The organism is Pseudomonas sp. B21-023 (genome assembly GCF_024749165.1).
Taxonomy (GTDB): domain Bacteria; phylum Pseudomonadota; class Gammaproteobacteria; order Pseudomonadales; family Pseudomonadaceae; genus Aquipseudomonas.
The window spans coordinates 3,425,682-3,443,165 of record NZ_CP087190.1 but is presented as its reverse complement, the minus strand read 5'-3'; the positions used below and the strand labels follow the sequence as shown (position 1 = coordinate 3,443,165).

The 17,484-nt window shown below is 66.7% G+C and carries 16 protein-coding genes and 1 pseudogene; 12 read left to right on the top strand and 5 right to left on the bottom strand.

Going from position 1 to position 17,484, the window contains the following annotated elements; all coding sequences use genetic code 11:
• Positions 1–52 precede the first annotated feature (52 nt).
• A complete protein-coding gene (locus LOY42_RS15420; RefSeq protein WP_258598218.1) occupies positions 53–2,287 on the top strand; it encodes a TonB-dependent siderophore receptor in 2,235 nt (744 codons plus the stop codon).
• Between the two features lie 41 nt (positions 2,288–2,328).
• On the opposite strand, the gene gspI is transcribed toward LOY42_RS15420, so the two are convergent.
• Positions 2,329–2,709 carry a type II secretion system minor pseudopilin GspI gene (gene gspI, locus LOY42_RS15415; RefSeq protein WP_198755243.1) on the bottom strand — a complete coding sequence of 127 codons (381 nt, stop codon included), beginning with the start codon at positions 2,707–2,709 and terminating at the stop codon, positions 2,329–2,331.
• Positions 2,710–2,856: 147 nt separating this feature from the next.
• Here gspI and gspG point away from each other — a divergent pair, with 147 nt between their 5' ends.
• Genes gspG through gspF form a run of 7 tightly spaced genes read left to right on the top strand, consistent with a single transcriptional unit; the run spans position 2,857 to position 10,671 of the window.
• A complete protein-coding gene (gene gspG / locus LOY42_RS15410; RefSeq protein WP_038705895.1) occupies positions 2,857–3,303 on the top strand; it encodes a type II secretion system major pseudopilin GspG in 447 nt (148 codons plus the stop codon).
• Positions 3,304–3,309: 6 nt separating this feature from the next.
• Entirely contained in the window at positions 3,310–4,260 is a 951-nt protein-coding gene (gene gspK / locus LOY42_RS15405) for a type II secretion system minor pseudopilin GspK (protein WP_258598215.1), read from the top strand.
• A complete protein-coding gene (gene gspL / locus LOY42_RS15400; protein WP_258598213.1) occupies positions 4,257–5,177 on the top strand; it encodes a type II secretion system protein GspL in 921 nt (306 codons plus the stop codon). The genes gspK and gspL overlap by 4 nt, the downstream gene beginning before the upstream one ends.
• A complete protein-coding gene (gspM, locus tag LOY42_RS15395) occupies positions 5,167–5,688 on the top strand; it encodes a type II secretion system protein GspM (protein WP_198755240.1) in 522 nt (173 codons plus the stop codon). Before gspL ends, gspM begins: the two co-directional genes overlap by 11 nt.
• Positions 5,685–8,048, top strand: coding sequence for a type II secretion system secretin GspD (gspD, locus tag LOY42_RS15390; RefSeq protein WP_258598210.1), 2,364 nt, complete (start codon positions 5,685–5,687; stop codon positions 8,046–8,048). Before gspM ends, gspD begins: the two co-directional genes overlap by 4 nt.
• Positions 8,045–9,466 carry a type II secretion system ATPase GspE gene (gene gspE, locus LOY42_RS15385; protein ID WP_139670185.1) on the top strand — a complete coding sequence of 474 codons (1,422 nt, stop codon included), beginning with the start codon at positions 8,045–8,047 and terminating at the stop codon, positions 9,464–9,466. Before gspD ends, gspE begins: the two co-directional genes overlap by 4 nt.
• Positions 9,466–10,671, top strand: coding sequence for a type II secretion system inner membrane protein GspF (gene gspF, locus LOY42_RS15380; protein WP_139670188.1), 1,206 nt, complete (start codon positions 9,466–9,468; stop codon positions 10,669–10,671). Before gspE ends, gspF begins: the two co-directional genes overlap by 1 nt.
• A gap of 62 nt (positions 10,672–10,733) precedes the next feature.
• On the opposite strand, the gene LOY42_RS15375 is transcribed toward gspF, so the two are convergent.
• Positions 10,734–11,786, bottom strand: a complete 1,053-nt coding sequence (locus LOY42_RS15375; RefSeq protein WP_258598206.1) for a cytochrome D1 domain-containing protein — start codon at positions 11,784–11,786, stop codon at positions 10,734–10,736.
• Positions 11,787–12,053: 267 nt separating this feature from the next.
• Between LOY42_RS15375 and LOY42_RS26660 the strand changes: the two are divergent.
• Positions 12,054–12,128, top strand: a pseudogene (locus tag LOY42_RS26660) (hypothetical protein); the annotation flags it as partial.
• On the opposite strand, the gene LOY42_RS15365 reads toward LOY42_RS26660, so the two are convergent.
• Positions 12,109–13,035 (bottom strand): LysR family transcriptional regulator, encoded by a 927-nt coding sequence (locus LOY42_RS15365; RefSeq protein ID WP_258598204.1) that lies wholly within the window; start codon positions 13,033–13,035, stop codon positions 12,109–12,111. The pseudogene LOY42_RS26660 and the gene LOY42_RS15365 overlap by 20 nt on opposite strands.
• An 87-nt stretch (positions 13,036–13,122) precedes the next feature.
• On the opposite strand from LOY42_RS15365, the gene LOY42_RS15360 reads away from it, so the two are divergent.
• Together LOY42_RS15360 and LOY42_RS15355 are read left to right on the top strand one after the other, a co-directional pair.
• The gene (locus LOY42_RS15360; protein ID WP_139670194.1) at positions 13,123–13,428 is read left to right on the top strand and encodes a putative quinol monooxygenase; all 306 of its coding nucleotides are present in this window, start codon (positions 13,123–13,125) and stop codon (positions 13,426–13,428) included.
• A 13-nt stretch (positions 13,429–13,441) separates the two neighbouring features.
• On the top strand, positions 13,442–14,296 hold the full coding sequence (locus LOY42_RS15355) for a type 1 glutamine amidotransferase domain-containing protein (protein ID WP_258598201.1): 855 nt from the start codon (positions 13,442–13,444) through the stop codon (positions 14,294–14,296).
• Between the two features lie 113 nt (positions 14,297–14,409).
• Here the strand turns inward: LOY42_RS15355 and LOY42_RS15350 are convergent, their stop codons facing one another.
• Complete coding sequence (locus tag LOY42_RS15350; protein WP_258598199.1) at positions 14,410–14,898, bottom strand: signal peptidase II; 489 nt, start codon at positions 14,896–14,898, stop codon at positions 14,410–14,412.
• Between the two features lie 194 nt (positions 14,899–15,092).
• Here LOY42_RS15350 and LOY42_RS15345 point away from each other — a divergent pair, with 194 nt between their 5' ends.
• Positions 15,093–16,139 carry a class I SAM-dependent methyltransferase gene (locus LOY42_RS15345; RefSeq protein WP_258598197.1) on the top strand — a complete coding sequence of 349 codons (1,047 nt, stop codon included), beginning with the start codon at positions 15,093–15,095 and terminating at the stop codon, positions 16,137–16,139.
• Positions 16,140–16,238: 99 nt separating this feature from the next.
• Here the strand turns inward: LOY42_RS15345 and LOY42_RS15340 are convergent, their stop codons facing one another.
• A complete protein-coding gene (locus LOY42_RS15340) occupies positions 16,239–17,483 on the bottom strand; it encodes a saccharopine dehydrogenase family protein (RefSeq protein ID WP_038705903.1) in 1,245 nt (414 codons plus the stop codon).
• Between the last annotated feature and the right edge of the window lies 1 nt (position 17,484).

Below are 17,484 nucleotides of genomic sequence, written 5' to 3'. Positions count from 1 at the left end.
GTGATTAGCCCCACCTGCATCAAGCAGACACAACAACTAGGGGTCGACAAGCGTGCAACGACAGCACTCTCTGAACACGGTTCAAAGGGCAGGGAACGCCACCACCGTCCGCCAGCGCCATCCGCTGGCACTGGCCATCCTCGCGGCAAGCCTCGCCGCGCCGGCCGGCCCGGCCTGGGCCGAAACCGCCAGCGGCAAGGGCACCCTGGAGCTGGGCGCCACCGCCATCACCGATACCGCGCTGGGCGAGACCACCGAAGGCAGCGGGTCCTACACCACCGGCGCCAGCCGCACCGCCACGCGCATGGCCTTGTCGCAACGGCAAACGCCGCAGTCGGTCACGGTCATCACCCGCCAGCAGATGGATGACCAGAACCTCACCAGCATCAGCGATGTGCTGGGCAAGACGCCTGGCGTCACCGTCACCAAGCTCGACAGCAACCGCGCCAGTTTCAAGGCCCGTGGCTTCGACATCGACAACTTCCAGGTCGATGGCATCCCGGCGGCCTTCCGCTTCGGCAATGGCATCGACCAGACCGACCTGGTGATCTACGACCGGGTCGAGGTGCTGCGTGGCGCCACGGGCCTGCTCAGTGGCTTCGGCAGCCCGTCGGCGACCGTCAATCTGGTGCGCAAGCGGCCGACCCGCGAGTTGTCCGGCTATGTATCGCTCGGCGCCGGCAGTTGGGACACCTACCGTGGCGAGTTCGACATCGGCGGCGCGCTGACACCGGACGGCAATGTGCGCGGGCGCCTGGTCACGGCCTACGAGGACGGCCAGTCGTTCATGGACAACCTGTCCGAGAAGAAACAGGTGATGTACGGCATCGTCGAGGCCGACCTCAGCGATGACACCTTGCTCAGCGTCGGCCTGAGCCGCCAGAGCAACCGCCCGGAAGGTTCGTCCTGGGGGCCGTCGACACCTTTGCTGGACAGCCAGGGCAACCGCTTTGGCATGTCGCGCTCGTTCAACCCCGGGGCCAAGTGGAGTGCCTGGGACAACACCGCCGACAACCTGTTCGTCACCCTCGAGCAGCGCCTGGCCAACGACTGGACGCTCAAGGCCTCGGCCACTCGCAGCGAGACCGATGCGCCGATGCGCCTGGGTTCGGCTGCCAGTGGCTACCCCGATGCCGCCACGGGAGCCGGCATGGGCGTGTGGCTGGGCCGCTACCGCTACCAGACCGACCAGAACGCCTACGACCTGTACGCCAGTGGCCCGTTCCAGTTGCTGGGGCGTGAGCACGAATTGGTAGCGGGTATTTCCCACCGCGACGTGCGCGCCCATGAAAGCAACTGGCCGTTCCTTTTCGGTGGCGCCAACATCTACCAGTGGCGCGGCGAGTTCAGCGAACCCGACTGGGGGCGTCCGCTGTCGAAGGTCGATACCCGTGTGCAGGAAGACGCGGCCTACCTGACCGGCCGCTTCAAGCCCACCGACAAACTGTCGGTGATCCTCGGTGGTCGCCTGTCCAACTGGCAGCTCGACAGCACCCGCCTGGACACCACCAGCGGCCAGCGCAGCAAGACCCAGGACCTGGAAGAGAACGGCGTGGTCGTACCCTATGCCGGCGTGGTCTATGACCTGGACGACAGCTGGTCGGTGTATGGCAGCTACACCAGCATCTTCAAGCCGCACGAGACCGAGCAGGACGCCAACGGCAAGATGATCGAGCCGGAGGAGGGCGACGCCTATGAGCTGGGCCTGAAGGGCGAGTTCTACGACGGGCGTCTCAACGCCAGCCTGGCGCTGTTCGAGGTACGCCAGGACAACCTCGCTGAACTCGACCGCACCGACCCGTCCACCAACCGTGGCATCTACCGGGCGATCCAGGGCGCCAAGACCCGTGGCTTCGAGCTGGAAGTGGCGGGCGAGCTGACCCCGGACTGGCATGTGCAGGGTGGCTTCACCCACCGTATCACCCGCGATGGCGAGGGCGACAAGATCTCCACCATCGAGCCGGAGAACCTGCTGCGCCTGTCCACCACCTACCGCCTGCCGGGGGTGTGGAACAAGCTTACCGTGGGCGGCTCGGCCAACTGGCAGAGCAAGATCTGGAAGGACCTGGACAGCCCGGTGGCGGCGGGCGAGACCATCCGCTACACCCAGTCGAACTACCTGACCCTGGATGCGCTGGCGCGGTACCAGGTGACCGAGCAGTTGTCGGTGACCCTCAACGGCAACAACCTCACCGACAAGAAGTACTTTAACAACCTGGGCTTCTACAACGGCGGTTACTACGGTGACCCACGCAACTTCATGCTGACCACCCGCTACGCGTTCTGAGGGGCTGGTACCCGCCACGGGGGAGCGGGCACGCCCGCTTCTTACGTGGAGGGCGCAGCCTCGGCGCCCCCGAGCAACGTCTGCAACCGCGCCAGCGCCGGCCCTTCATGCTGGCGGTCGAACACCTGCAGCGACACCTCCAGCAGCCCTTGCCGCGAGCGCGACACGCGCTGCTCGCAGCGCAAGCGCAGGCGGCCCTGGTCGCATTCGAACTGCCTGATGCCTGGCCTGGCGCTGCCTTCCAGGCGCAGTTCGGCCAGGCGTCCCTGGGCGGCGAGCAAGGCCAGCGCCTTGTCGCGCAACAGCCCGTTCCCCTGGGTCATCAAGCCGCTGGCGCGCACGGCGGCGGCCATGGCCACCGCCACAATGGTCAACGCCACCAGCACTTCGATCAGGGTGAAACCATCCTCGGTGGCACGCACAGGGCACCTTTCGCGCAAGGCAAAGCAGCATTGTAGAGCGGCCCGATGACGCTTTGACGACGCCGACTCCCGAGCTTTTTCAATATCCGTGACATACCGTCTTGCCACAATCGGCCCCCGATTCGAACTCACGCAAGGAATGCCGAGATGCAGATCGCCCGCCGCAACCTTCCCGCCCGCCGCTTGCGCCAGCAGGGCTTCACCCTGATCGAGATCATGGTGGTGGTGGTGATCCTCGGGATTCTCGCGGCGATGGTGGTGCCCAAGGTGCTCGACCGCCCCGACCAGGCGCGCGCCACGGCGGCCCGCCAGGACATCGGCGGGTTGATGCAGGCACTGAAGCTGTACCGCCTGGACAACGGCGCCTACCCGAACCAGAACCAGGGCCTGAAGGTGTTGGTGGAGAAGCCGGCACAGGCCAAGGATGGCCAATGGCGTGCCTACCTCGACCGCCTGCCCAACGACCCCTGGGGCCGCCCTTACCAGTACCTGAATCCGGGCGCCAACGGCGAGATCGATGTGTTTTCCCTGGGCGCCGACGGCCAGGCCGGGGGCGACGGGGTGAACGCCGACCTCGGCTCCTGGCAGTTGTGACCGGCCATGGCGCGCCAGGAAGGCATGGCCGTGATCAGTGCGCTGTTGATTGCCGCGGTGGTGGCGGTGATCGCCGCAGGCATGATCGAACGCCAGGGGCTGCAGACCCGGCAGATAGAGAACCGCCAGATGGCGCTGCAGGGACAATGGGCTCTGGAAGGCGGCCTGCAGTTGAGCCGTCGGGTGTTGTTCGAACAACGCCTGCGCGATCCGCTGGTACGTGGTGGCCAGCCCTGGGCGCGACCGATGCGCGATGTGCCGTCCGGTAGCGTGCGCTTCGACGGGCAGCTGGAGGATGAGCAGGGCAAGTTCAACCTGCGCAACCTGGTAGTCGATGGCCAGGTGGACAGCGAGGCACTGGCGGCCTTCCAGCGCCTGTGCGCGCTGATCGGCATCGGCGAGCGGCTGGCCACGGCCATTGCCGGGCAGGTGATCGACAGCTACCCACGGCGCCCGCCGGTATCCCCCAGCAGTGCCGGTCAAGGCCTGCAAGGCGGCCGTGCGACCTCGCCGGCCGTTGCCGCCGAGCCGTTGCCGGCCAGGCGCCCGATGCTGCGCAGCGTCGATGCCCTGGCCCGGCTCAAGGGCATGGATGGCCAGGCCCTGCAACGCCTGCGCCGATTCGTCACGGTACTGCCGGCGCTGACCTGGATCAATGGCAACACCGCCAGCGCCGAAGTGCTTGCCGCGCAGGTGCCGGGGCTGTCGCTGCAGCAGGCCATGGCGCTGGTGGCCGAGCGCGACAGTGGGCGCTGGTTCATCAACCGGGGCGATTTCGTCAACCGTTTGCGCATGCCGCAGCTGGCCATGGCCAATGTGCGGGTGGGGATCAACAGCGACTGGTTCCGCCTGCGCGGCCAGGCGCGCCTGGGCAGCCGTGAACTACCCCTGCAGGCGCTGCTGCGCCAGCGCGAGGGGCAGTTGCCGGATGTCATCTGGAGCCGGGTGGGCGCATGAGTACGCTGGTTGACGTGCAGCTGCCGCCGTTGGCGGAGCTGGAGGATGCCTCGCTGCTGGATTACCGCCAGGCCGAGCGTGGTGGCCAGGCCACCCGCGCGCAGTTGCAGCGCCAGGCCAAGGGCGCGCCCTGGCGCCTGCACCTGCATGCGCACGACAGCCTGGCCCTGGCCCTGGCCTTGCCACCGCTGACGGGCAAGCGGTTGAGCGCGGCGGTGGGCTGCGCGGTCCAGGGGCTGGTGCTTGGCGATGTCGGGCAGGTCCATGTGGCGCACGGGCCGCGCCAGGCTGATGGGCAGGTCGCCGTGGCCTGGCTGGGCCTTGCGCAGATGGCGCGTCTGCAGGCGTGGCTGCAGGCCGATGGCATCCGCGTGGCCGGGCTGTTCGCCCGGCAGGACGATACAGCGTCGTCGGTCGATTTGGCCGGCGGGCTTGCCGGGCCGGTGAAATCGCCAGCGATGGGACGCACCTTGGCGATCTGGGGCGCGGCGGCAGTGATCTGGTGCCTGGGCTTGAACCTCTATGCCGCGCACCTGGCCGACGAGGGCGAGCGGCTGCGCGCCTACATGGTCGCCCAGGTGCGCATGGCCTTCCCGCAGTTGCCGGTGGTTCTCAACCCGTTGCAGCAGGCGCGTCAGCAACTGCAGGGCGGGCAGGGCGGCGCCGGCTCGGGGCTGGCGGCCTTGCTCGACGGCGCCGGACAGGTCATGCCGTTCCTCGCGGGTAATGTCGAGGCACTGGACTATCAGGATGGCGTGCTGCGTCTCACGCCCCTGGACGATGGTGGCAAGGCCCCGGCGGACAGCGCCTGGCAGGCCGACCTCGCCGCACGCGGCATCGAGGGCCAGGCCAGTGGGCAAGGCTGGACCCTGAGGGCAGCCAACCCATCCGGTGAGGAGCTGGCCCATGTCGATTAAGGCCCGCCTGGGCCTGCTGCGCGGGCAGGGCCGGCAACGCTGGCAAGCCCTGGCCGCGAGGGAGCGTCGTGCGGTCGCCCTGGCAGGCGGCTTGCTTGGCGCGCTGTTCTGCTGGCAGGTACTGCTGCTTCCCGCCCTGGCCCGGATCGACCACTGGCAGGCCGAAACACCCAAGCTGCGCAGCCAGGCGCAGGCGCTCGATGCCTTGCTCGGCGAGCGCCTGGCACAACGGCCTGCGGATACCGCCCAGGCTTTGCGCCAGAGCCTGGAGCAGGCTGGCCTGCTGGCGCAGTCACAGCTCGACGGCGAGGGCGATACCTGGCGCCTGGGCTGGCAGCGGGCCCCCGCGGAAGCGGCCATGGCCTGGCTGCAGGCAGTACCACCGCGCCTCGGGCTTGGTGTTGGCCAGCTGGCGCTGCGCCGAGACCCGACCAGCGGCCCAGGCAGCCCGGTGACTTTTTCCGGAACCCTTCGCATGACTCAGGCGCATGGCGCTAAGGACCCTTCATGACGTGCCTCCGTTCACCGCGATTGCCGTTCGCGCCCTTGCTCCTGGCCCTGGCGCTCAGCGCCTGTGCCAGCGCGCCGAGCGTGCAACGCCCCCTGGCCAGCAGCGAGCTGGGCCGCCCGCTGGCCGAAGCCGGTGCCACGGCGGGCACCCTGGATCACCGCGAACCGCAGAGCCGCCCGCTGCAGCGCCAGGCACCGCCTCGCGTCGGCCAGCGCCACAGCCGCGCCGTGGCCGCACCCGCGCCAGCCAATCCACTGGGCGACCAGCCGGTACAGCTGAACTTCGTCGATGCCGATATCCAGGCAGTGGTGCGCGGCCTGTCCCGCGCCACCGGTCGCCAGTTCCTGGTCGATCCACGGGTCAAGGGCCAGCTGACCCTGGTTTCCGAAGGCGAGGTGCCTGCCGCCAAGGCTTATTCCATGCTGCTGTCGGCCCTGCGCATGCAGGGCTTCAGCGTGGTCGATGTCGGCGGCGTGGCCCAGGTGGTGCCCCAGGCCGACGCCAAGTTGCTCGGCGGCGCGCTGGTGAGCGGTGACCGCGACGCCGGCAACGGCATGGTCACCCGGACCTTCCGTCTGCAGTATGAAAATGCCGTCAACCTGATCCCGGTGCTGCGCCCGATCGTCTCGCCGGACAACCCGATCAACGCCTACCCGGGCAACAACACCCTGATCGTCACCGATTACGCCGAAAACCTCGAGCGGGTCGCGCAGATCCTCGATCGGGTCGACATCCCCAGCGCCATCGACACCGATGTGGTGGCGATCAACAACGGTATCGCCAGCGACATCGCCAGCATGGTCAATGAGCTGCTCGACAGCCAGGGCAGCGACCCGACCCAGAAGATCAGCGTGCTGGGCGATCCGCGCTCGAACAGCGTGGTGATCCGTTCCGGCAGTCCCGAACGTACCCAGCTGGCCCGCGACCTGGTCTACAAACTCGACAATGCGCAGAACAGCGCCGGCAACCTGCACGTGGTGTACCTGCGCAACGCCCAGGCCGACAAGCTGGCGCAGAGCCTGCGCGGGCTGCTGACCGGCGAGAGCGACAGCGCCACTGCCGACGGCACGCGTGCGCTGCTCAGCGGTGGCGGCATGCTCACCGGCGGCAGTGGCAACAGCAATAGCGCCAGCACCGGCAACAACACCGGCATGCAGAACAACAGCACAACTGGCAGCCAGAACCGCGGCAACGGCCTGGGCGCCGGCAGTGCGCCGAACGGCTACGGCGCCAGCGCACAGCAGAATGACCAAGGCACCGCGTTCTCCGCTGGCGGCGCGACCATCCAGGCCGACAAGACCACCAACACCCTGCTGATATCCGCCCCCGAGCCGCTGTACCGCAGCCTGCGCGAGGTCATCGACCAGCTTGACCAGCGCCGCGCCCAGGTGGTTGTGGAAAGCCTTATCGTCGAGGTCGGCGAGGACGACGCCAATGAATTCGGCATCCAGTGGCAAGCCGGCAACCTTGGCAAGAATGGCGTGTTCGGCGGCGCCAATCTCGGTGGCAGCGGGCTGGTCAAGGGGCCGAGCAGCATCGACGTGCTGCCGAAGGGGCTGTCGGTGGGCGTGGTCGATGGCACGGTGAAGATCCCCGGCATCGGCGAGGTGCTCGACCTCAAGGTGCTGGCCCGTGCGCTGACCAGCAAGGGTGGCAGCAACGTGTTGTCGACACCCAACCTGCTGACCCTGGACAACGAGGCGGCGAGCATCTTCGTCGGCCAGACCATTCCCTTCGTCAGCGGCCAGTACGTCACCGATGGCGGCGGCAACAGCAACAACCCGTTCCAGACCATCCAGCGCGAGGAAGTGGGCCTGCGCCTGAACGTGCGGCCACAGATCTCCGAGGGTGGCACGGTCAAGCTCGACGTCTACCAGGAGGTCAGCAGCGTCGACCAGCGCGCCTCCAGCGCCGCCGGTACGGTGACCAACAAGCGCGCCATCGACACCAGCATCCTGCTTGATGATGGCCAGATCATGGTCCTGGGTGGATTGCTGCAGGACGGCTACACCCAGAGCAACGAAGGCATCCCGTGGCTGTCCGGGCTGCCGGGGGTCGGCGCGTTGTTTCGCAGCGAGCGCCGGGCCAGCACCAAGACCAACCTGATGGTGTTCCTGCGCCCGTACATCGTGCGCGATGCCGCGGCCGGGCGCAGCATCACCCTGAACCGCTACGACTTCATCCGCCGTACCCAGGGCAACCTCAAGCCCGAGCACTCCTGGGCGCTGCCGGACATGGACATGCCGCTGCTGCCGCCGGTGGAGCAGGGCGTGCCCGACCAAGGCCGCGCACGGCCGGTGTCATCGCAGGCACCACGGGCCTCGATCCGTGCCGTGCCGGTGGACGAGGTGGCCCGTTGAGCCGCCTGCCGTATGCCTGGGCCAAGGCCCAGCGGGTGGTGCTGCAGGCCGATGACGAGGCGAGGGCGGTACTCTCGTGTTGCCCTTCGAGCCCGGGCTGGGCGTTGGCAGAGGTGCGTCGGCGCTTTGGCCCGGTGGCTGTCGAAGCGGTGACCGATGCGAACATGGACGCCTTGCTGGTCAGCGCCTACGCCGATACCGGCAGCGCCGCGGCGGTGGTGGGTGCGGCAGAGAACGAAGTGGACCTCGACCGCCTGCTGCAGGACATCCCGGAAGTCACCGACCTGCTCGAGGCCCAGGACGACGCGCCGGTGATCCGCATGATCAACGCCTTGCTCACCCAGGCGGCCCGCGACCAGGCCAGCGATATCCATATCGAGCCATTCGAGAGCCACTGCCTGGTGCGCTACCGGGTCGACGGCACACTGCGCGACGTGGTCTCGCCGCGCAAGGCGCTGCACGGCGCGCTGGTGTCGCGCATCAAGATCATGGCGCAGCTGGACATTGCCGAGAAGCGCCTGCCCCAGGACGGCCGCATCGCCCTGCGCGTGGCCGGGCGGCCCATCGATATCCGCGTGTCCACCGTACCCACCGGCCATGGCGAGCGCGTGGTGATGCGCCTGCTGGACAAACAGGCCGGGCGCCTGCGCCTGGAGGCGTTGGGCATGGACGCCGCAGTGCTGGCGCGGCTGGACCAGTTGATCCGCCAGCCCCATGGCATCGTGCTGGTCACCGGCCCCACCGGCTCGGGCAAGACCACCAGCCTGTACGCTGCGTTGGCGCGGCTGGATGCCAGTGTCAGCAACATCCTCACCGTCGAGGACCCGGTGGAATACGACCTGCCGGGGATCAGCCAGATCCAGGTCAACGCGCGCATCGACATGAGCTTCGCCGTGGCCCTGCGCGCCATTCTGCGCCAGGACCCGGACGTGATCATGATCGGCGAGATCCGCGACCTGGAGACCGCGCAGATTGCCGTGCAGGCCTCGCTGACCGGGCATCTGGTGCTGGCCACGCTGCACACCAACGATGCTGTGTCGGCGGTCAACCGCCTGGTCGACATGGGCGTCGAGCCGTTCCTGCTGGCCTCGGCGCTGCTCGGCGTGCTGGCCCAGCGCCTGGTGCGGCGCCTGTGCCCGCACTGCCGCGAGCCCGACCCAGCCGCGCCCGGGCAGTACCGGGCGGTGGGCTGCGCGCATTGCAATCACTGTGGCTACAGCGGGCGCACCGGCATCCACGAGCTGTTTTGCGTGGACGACACCGTACGCGCCCTGGTGCATCAGGGCGCCGATGAACAGGCCCTGCGCGCCGCCGCCCGGGGCAACGGCATGCGCAGCATGCGTGAAGACGGCCAGCGTTGGGTCGACAGCGGCAGCACCTGCCTGGAAGAGATCCTGCGCGTGACACGGGATGCCTGATGAACCGTTATCGCTATGAAGCCGCCGACGCCCAGGGGCATATCGTCAAAGGGCTGCTCGAAGCCGACAGTCCGGGCGCCGCGATGGCGCAGCTGCGCGGCCTGGGGCTGACCGCGCTGGAGGTCGAGGCCCAGGCCGCTGTCGGGCAGGGCGCGGGCCTGTTCAGCGCCAGGCTGAGCGATGGCGACCTGGCCTGGGCCACGCGTCAGCTGGCCAGCCTGCTGGCCGCCGGCCTGCCGCTGGAAGCGGCGCTGGGCGCGACCTTGGAACAGGCCGAGCGCAAGCATGTGGCGCAGTTGTTGGGGGCGGTGCGCGGCGATGTGCGCAGTGGCATGCGCCTGGCCGACGCACTGGCGCAGCGGCCGCGGGACTTCCCCGAGATCTACCGGGCACTGGTGGCGGCGGGTGAGGAGTCCGGCGACCTGGCCCAGGTGATGGAGCGCCTGGCCGACTACATCGAGGAGCGCAACACCTTGCGCGGCAAGATACTCACCGCGTTCATCTACCCCGGCGTGGTCGGGCTGGTGTCGGTGGGCATCGTCATCTTCCTGCTCAGCTACGTGGTGCCGCAGGTGGTCAGCGCCTTCACCCAGGCACGCCAGGACCTGCCCGGGCTGACCCTGGCGATGCTGGCGGCCAGTGACTTCGTGCGTGAATGGGGCGCGCTGTGCTGCGCCCTGATGGCCGGGGCGTTCTGGGCCTGGCGGGTCTACCTGCGCGCCCCGGCGGCGCGCCTGGCCTGGCACGCCCGGATCCTGCGGCTGCCGTTGTTCGGCCGTTTCGCGCTGGGCCTGAACACGGCGCGTTTTGCCTCCACGCTGGCGATCCTCGGCAGCGCCGGGGTGCCGCTGCTGCGTGCGCTGGAGGCGGCGCGCCAGACCTTGGGCAACGATCGCCTCGACCAGTGTGTCAGCGAGGCCACCGCGCGGGTGCGCGAGGGTGCCGGGCTGGCCTCGGCGCTGGCGGTGGAAAAGGTCTTTCCGCCGCTGCTTATCCACCTGATCGCCAGCGGCGAGAAGACCGGCAACCTGCCGCCGATGCTCGACCGCGCCGCCGACAGCCTGGCCAAGGACATCGAGCGCCGCGCCATGGGCATGACCGCGCTGCTCGAGCCGCTGATGATCGTGATCATGGGCGCGGTGGTGCTGCTGATTGTCATGGCGGTGCTGATGCCGATCATCGAGATCAACCAGCTGGTGCAGTGAGGGGGTGAGCCATGGCCCGAGCGCTCGGTAAAGGCGCCTCCCGCGAGGCGCCTTTGCGGTGCTCAGCTCTCTTCTTTCGGCTGCACCACGATCGCCAGGGCATCCGGCTCGGGGCCGGCTTTCCAGCGTGCCTTCTCGGTCCAGTTGGCGGTGCTGATCACCGCGACTTCGTCGCCGCCGCTGATCGCCACATAGACCCGCTTGCCATCCGGCGAGACCACCGCGCCAATCGGCAGCGCCTCTTCGCCGAGCATCGTACGGCGGTATTCGGCGCCTTCGCGCGCCAGGCCGATGCGCTTGATCTCTTTCTTGGCCACCACATCGATCACCGCCAATTCCGCCGACTTGGCGCAGGTGACGAGTGCATACTTGCCATCCGGGGTCATCGCGACGCGGATCGGGAACAGGCCGGTGCGGATACGGTCGGTGACTTCCAGGCGCTTGCTATCGACGATGACCACTTCGTTGCCGTCGCGGTTGCTGACCCATACCTGGGTGCCGCTGGGGGTTACCGCCACGCCTTCGCTGCCGGCGCCTGTGGGGACCTCGGCGATTTTCTTCTTGTGCAGCAGGTCGACCACCGACAGCGTGCCGCTCTCGACATGGGTGACGTAGGCGCGGTCGGCACCGGGTGATAGCGCCACCATGTGCGGTTTGCCGCCACCGACGTCGATCCGGTCGAGCACTTTGCCTTGGGCCAGGTCGACCACCAGCAGACGTTCGCTGGCTTCGCTGGTGACCACCACACGCTGGCTGTCGGGCAGGAAGCGAATGCCATGGGGGCGGGCGTCTTCGCCCAGGTCGATGGTGCGCACGACCGTCCGGGTCGGCCAGTCGATCACGCTCAGGCTATTGTTCGCCGTGCCTTGCGCGCCGTAATTGCCAACCACTGCGAGCAGGCCATTGCCACTGACCACCACCTCGTGGGGGCCGGTGCCTACCGGCAGGCGGATCATTTCCTGGCCACTGCCAGTGTCCAGGGCTGACACGCTGGCGTCGGCCTTGTTGCCGACCAGCAGCACGTCGTCGGCATTGGCCAAAGTGGAGCAGGCCAGCAGGGCACCGGCCAGGGCCAGCAGGCGGAAGGGGGGTGTGAATGTCATGGGGTAGGGCATGTCCAGTCTCCTTGAAGGTGTGATCCTTGTTGCATGCACTGGCTGTGACCCGTCGGGCCGCCCGAGAGTTTCAGTGGACATGTGCAGCCGCAGGGGCGGTGCCGGCGGGTCCAGACTTAAGTTCGGGCCGGTTGCAGACAAGGCCCGATCATCCATCCCACCACCGCCTCCCGGACCGGACGTCGCCGACGGTGGCCTTCTGGCAGAGGAGGGCAGGTCATGGACGAGGCAAGCCTTCACGAGTTCATGGGTAAGCTGGTGGGCGATATGGGAGCGGTGGTGCTGCTGATCGTCATGGCGGTGCTGATGCCGATCATCGATATCAACCAGCTGGTGCAGTGACCTGCTGCGCCACCTCCCATACCTGTTGCCGGAACCAGCGACGCAAGGGGTCGACGTGGGTACGCGCGTGCCAGATTTGCATCACTTCCACCCGAGGCATCGCCAGGGGCAGGGTGTGCAGGCGCAGGCCGGGGTCGCGCTCGACCGCTTCGATGGCCAGCGAGCGCAGGCAGGTGAGTAGCAGGTCGGTGCCGCGCACCAGGCGCGTAGGGGCAATGAAGCTGGACAGGCCGGCCACCACCCGACGTTGCCGACCAACAGCCCGCAGGGCGTGATCGACCCGGCCATCGAGGTCGCCGGTGAGTGTGGTCAGCAGGTGCTCGCAGGCCAGGAACGCCTCCAGGCTCATGCCCTTGGTCAGGAGCGGGTTGTCGGCGGCGGCCAGTACCACGAAGTCCTCACTGAGCAGGCGCTGTTGATGGAAGGTGTCCGGCAAGCCGTTGTAGAAACCGGCGATGGCCAGGTCGCAGGTGCCTTTTTCCAGCGCCTCGCGTGGCAGGTTGCCCTGGGTGTTGTGGGTGATCAGGGTCAGGTTCGGTGCCTGGGTGCGCAGGATCGGCAGCAGCCTGGGCAGCAGGGTCTGCTCCAGGTAGTCAGTGCTGTAAAGGTGCACCTGGGTCGGGCGGGAGAGGAAATCATCGCCGTCGCAATCCCTGTAGAAGTCCTGTAGCTGTGCAACCAGTTGCTGTATCCGGGGCGCCAGTTCATGGGCCCTGGGCGTTGGCGTGAGGCCACGCGGCGCACGCACGAACAAGGGGTCGCCGAACTGCTGGCGCAGCTTGTTGAGCTTGTGGCTCAGGGCGGGCTGGCTGAGGGCCAGCCGTTGCGCTGCATGGGAGGCATTGCGCTCTTCATAGAGCACCTGGAACAGGTGCAGCAGGTTGAGGTCCTTGTTGCTGATATTCATAAAATGAATCACAGGAATAAGTGCTTTCGAATTATCGAATCATAACGTGCTGGTTAGGATGGGCCCAACTTGTTGAGGGAGACGCCCGTGACCATTGCCATCTTCGCCACTATCCAGCCGCATCCTGAACACCGTGAGGTCACAGAACAGGCCTTGCGCCTGATGGTGGAGCAGACCCGCGCCGAGCCCGGCAACCTGCGCTATGACCTGTTCGTCCGCGAGGGCGAGGTACTGGCTTTCGAGCTGTTCGAGTTGTATGTCGATGCCGCCGCCGTCGAGGCCCATCGCAACAGTGCCCATTACCAGGCCTATCGCGCCGCCAGCGCCGGCTGGTTGGCCGCACCGACTCAGGTGCAGCTTGCCCACGGGCTGGATATCGCGCCATTCAACTGATCAGGAAGACACCATGAACATGATTGCTCCCGTCGCGCTGGCACTGGCTGGCACTTTGCTGGCCGGTCAGGCCGCCGCCGCTGTGAAGGGTGAGGTACTGGTGCTGTTGTCCAGCGAGAACCAGCTGCAGCTCGAGGACGGTAAACCGTACCCCACCGGTTACTACCTCAACGAATTCGGCGTGCCTGCCGACCAGTTGCTCAAGGCCGGCTACAAGCTGGTGCTGGTGACTCCCAAGGGCAATGCGCCGAGTGTCGATGAGCGCTCGATCGATCCGATGTACTTCGGCGGCGATGCCCGCGAGATGCAGCGTATCCGCCAGGTGGTCGACAGCCTGCCGGATATCGACGACACGCTGTCGGTGAAGGAGGTACTGGCGGGCGATATGGGCCGCTATGTCGGGATCTTCATCCCGGGGGGCCATGCGCCGCTGATCGACCTGGCCAACAACCCCGACGTCGGTGCCCTGTTGCGTCACTTCCACCAGGCCGGCAAGCCCACGGCCGCCATTTGCCACGGCCCGATCACGTTGCTGTCTGCGCAGCAGGATCCGGTTGCCTACCGCGCCGCGCTCGCTCGTGGCGAAACCCCGGCGGCCAGCGACTGGACGTACCTGGGCTATCGCATGACCATTTTCTCTGACCCTGAGGAGCAGGTGTTCGAGGGCTCACTCAAGGAGCAGCGTCTGCAGTTCTATCCCGCCAAGGCCATGGCCGGCGCAGGAGGCGACATGAGTTATGCCCAGGCCTGGCAGCCCCATGTAGTGGTCGATCGCGAGTTGATCACCGGGCAGAATCCGTTTTCCGACAAGGCGTTGGCAAAGGCGTTGCTTGAGCAGTTGGAGAGTGTCGGTAGTCGCAAGAACTGAGCGAGTGCAGGTGATTGAGGCCTTGCGGATGCTGGCAGGGCCTCGGTCATTCAGGTGCGCAGGCTTTGCCTCGCTTGGGGCGGCCCGCAGCACGGCCCATTGGCGAGGCGGGATCAGCCTTTGCTCGGCCGGGTAATGCCGTCCACCACCAGCACTGTGGCACCGGCCATGATGGCGATGTCGGCCAGGTTGAACACGCCGGTGTGCAGGGTGCCGATGTTGAGGACCAGGTAATCGACCACGTGGCCGTCGCGAATCACCCGGTCGATCAAGTTGCATAGCCCGCCCACGGCGATGAACCAGGCCGCGCTGGCCTTGACCGGTGCCGATTGCCAGTGGCGCCAGGCCCAGACCATGGCCCAGGCGCACACCACGCCGACGGCGACCACGAACACCAGTTGCTTGAGCCACGGAGCCAGCCCGGCGCCGAGGCTGAGGAACGCTCCGGGGTTGAGGCTCAGGGCCAGGTCCAGCCAGACGCTCTGGTTGCCATAGACATAGCTGTGATTGTTCAGGGCGACCAGGGCGATCAGTTTTACCCACTGGTCGAGAATGATGAAGGCAACGCCCAGGGTGAGGACGAGGGTACGGCTGGAAAACATGCTGACAGTTCCTTTAGTGCGCGAATGCGGTCGTCCACCATTGGCGGGCAAGCCTGCGGCGCGGCGAAGATAGCGCAGGCGGGTCTAGACTTAAAGCCCGGGTTGGTTGCAGATGCGACCCGATCAACCATCCGACCACCGCCTACCGGATCGGACGTCGCCGACGGTGGCCTTCTGGCAGAGGAGGGCAGGTCATGGACGAGGCAAGGCTTCACGAGTTCATGGGCAAGCTGGTGGGCGACATGGGGGCGGCGGCGACGCTGGCCAATGTCATCCTTGGGGATGAGCTGGGGCTGTATCGGGCCATGGCCGACAGTCAGCCAGTCACGCCCGAGGCCCTGGCCGCGCGCACCGGCTGCCAGCCACGGCTGGTACGCGAGTGGCTCAATGGCCAGGCCGCGGCGGGTTACCTGGTGCATCACGATGGACAGTTCACCCTGCCCGAGGAGCAGGCCATGACCTTGGCGCTGGAAGATTCGCCGGCCTACATGGCCGGCGGCGCCTCGGTGCTGGCGGCACTGTTCCATGACAAGGACAAGCTGGTGGCAGCCATGCGCGGCGATGGCGCCCTGGCCTGGGGCGATCACCATCCATGCATGTTCAGTGGCACCGAGCGCTTCTTTCGACCCGGCTACCGAACGTTCCTGGTGGCTGATTGGCTGCCGGCTCTGGACGGGGTGGTGGAAAAGCTGCAGGCCGGCGCCCAGGTGGCCGATGTCGGCTGTGGCCATGGTGCCTCGACCATTGTGATGGCCGAGGCGTTTCCCGCCTCGCGCTTCATCGGCTACGACTACCATGCGCCTTCGGTGCTCACCGCCAGCGAGCGCGCGCGTGACGCAGGCGTGGCCGAGCGGGTCGGCTTCCAGCAGGCGTCGGCCAAGGACTATCCCGGCCACGATCTGGACCTGGTGTGTTTCTTCGATTGTTTACACGATATGGGTGACCCGGTGGGCGCGGCACGACACGCCTATCAGGCGCTCAAGGACGATGGCACGGTGATGCTGGTGGAGCCATTCGCCGAGGATACTCTGGACGCCAATATCAACCCGGTGGGGCGCTTGTTCTACGCGGCTTCGACGTTCATCTGCACGCCGAACTCGCTGTCGCAGGAAGTGGGGCTGGGGCTGGGTGCGCAGGCTGGGGAAGCTCGGTTGCGGGCGGTGTTCGAGGAGGCGGGGTTCAGGCGCTTCCGGCGGGCGACGCAGACGCCGTTCAACTTGATACTGGAGGCCAGGAAGTAGCGATTTGCCGGTGCTAGCGCTATCGCGGGGCAAGCCCGCTCCCTCAGTTAGATCCCACAAACAGAAGGGGCGCCATCTGGCGCCCCTTCATCGTGCAGCTTAGGCTTCAGCGTCCCATGGACGATCGCCTTTTTCATCCTTGACGCGGGTCGGCAGGCCCATCACGTCCAGCGCCTTGAGGAACGGCTCGGCCGGCAGCTCCTCGACGTTGACCATGCGCCCGGCATCCCACTGGCCACGGGCAACCAGCAGCGCGGCGGCTACCGGAGGCACGCCTGCGGTGTAGGAAATACCCTGGCTGTCGGTCTCGGCGTAGGCTTCTTCGTGGTCGGCCACGTTGTAGATGAACACCTCGCGCGGCTGGCCGTCCTTGGTGCCCTTGACCAGGTCACCGATGCAGGTCTTGCCGGTGTAGCCCGGGGCCAGCGAGGCCGGATCCGGCAGCACGGCCTTGACCACTTTCAGCGGCACCACTTCCAGGCCTTCGGCGGTCTTCACCGGTTGCTCGCTGAGCAGGCCGAGGTTCTTCAGCACGGTGAACACATTGATGTAGTGCTCGCCGAAGCTCATCCAGAAACGCACGTTCGGCACGTTCAGGTTCTTCGAGATCGAGTGCACTTCGTCGTGGCCGGTCAGGTACAGATTCTGCGAACCCACTACCGGCAGATCGTCGGTGCGCTTGACCTCGAACATGGTGTTGCTGGTCCACTGGCTGTTCTGCCAGCTCCAGACTTGCCCGGTGAACTCGCGGAAGTTGATTTCCGGGTCGAAGTTGGTGGCGAAGTACTTGCCGTGAGAACCGGCATTCACGTCCAGGATGTCGATCGAGTCGATCTGGTCGAAGTACTGCTGCTGCGCGAGTTTCGCGTAGCTGTTCACCACACCCGGGTCGAAGCCGACGCCGAGAATGGCGGTAATGTTCTTTTGTTGGCACTCTTCGAGGTGTTTCCACTCGTAGTTGCCGTACCACGGCGGGGTCTCGCAGATTTTGCCCGGCTCTTCGTGGATGGCGGTGTCAAGATAAGCGACACCGGTATCGATGCAGGCGCGCAGCACCGACATGTTGAGGAAGGCGGAGCCAACGTTGATCACGATCTGCGATTCGGTCTCGCGGATCAGTGCCTTGGTCGCCTCGACATCGAGGGCGTTGAGCGAGAAGGCCTGGATGTCGGCGGGTACCTTGAGGCTACCCTTGGCCTTGACGCTGTCGATGATGGCCTGGCATTTGGAGATGTTCCGTGACGCAATCGCAATACGACCCAGTTCGTCGTTATGCTGTGCGCACTTGTGGGCCACCACCTTGGCGACACCTCCTGCACCAATGATAAGAACGTTCTTCTTCAAT

Bases quoted from the DNA above. Each gene is read 5' to 3' on its own strand.
- LOY42_RS15375 (WP_258598206.1), bottom strand. From the start codon at position 11,786: ATGCCCTACCCCATGACATTCACACCCCCCTTCCGCCTGCTGGCCCTG.
- LOY42_RS15365 (WP_258598204.1), bottom strand. From the start codon at position 13,035: ATGAATATCAGCAACAAGGACCTCAACCTGCTGCACCTGTTCCAGGTG.
- LOY42_RS15345 (WP_258598197.1), top strand. From the start codon at position 15,093: ATGGACGAGGCAAGGCTTCACGAGTTCATGGGCAAGCTGGTGGGCGAC.
- gspM (WP_198755240.1), top strand. From the start codon at position 5,167: ATGTCGATTAAGGCCCGCCTGGGCCTGCTGCGCGGGCAGGGCCGGCAA.
- gspD (WP_258598210.1), top strand. From the start codon at position 5,685: ATGACGTGCCTCCGTTCACCGCGATTGCCGTTCGCGCCCTTGCTCCTG.
- gspK (WP_258598215.1), top strand. From the start codon at position 3,310: ATGGCGCGCCAGGAAGGCATGGCCGTGATCAGTGCGCTGTTGATTGCC.
- LOY42_RS15355 (WP_258598201.1), top strand. From the start codon at position 13,442: ATGAACATGATTGCTCCCGTCGCGCTGGCACTGGCTGGCACTTTGCTG.
- gspF (WP_139670188.1), top strand. From the start codon at position 9,466: ATGAACCGTTATCGCTATGAAGCCGCCGACGCCCAGGGGCATATCGTC.
- LOY42_RS15350 (WP_258598199.1), bottom strand. From the start codon at position 14,898: ATGTTTTCCAGCCGTACCCTCGTCCTCACCCTGGGCGTTGCCTTCATC.
- gspL (WP_258598213.1), top strand. From the start codon at position 4,257: ATGAGTACGCTGGTTGACGTGCAGCTGCCGCCGTTGGCGGAGCTGGAG.
- gspG (WP_038705895.1), top strand. From the start codon at position 2,857: ATGCAGATCGCCCGCCGCAACCTTCCCGCCCGCCGCTTGCGCCAGCAG.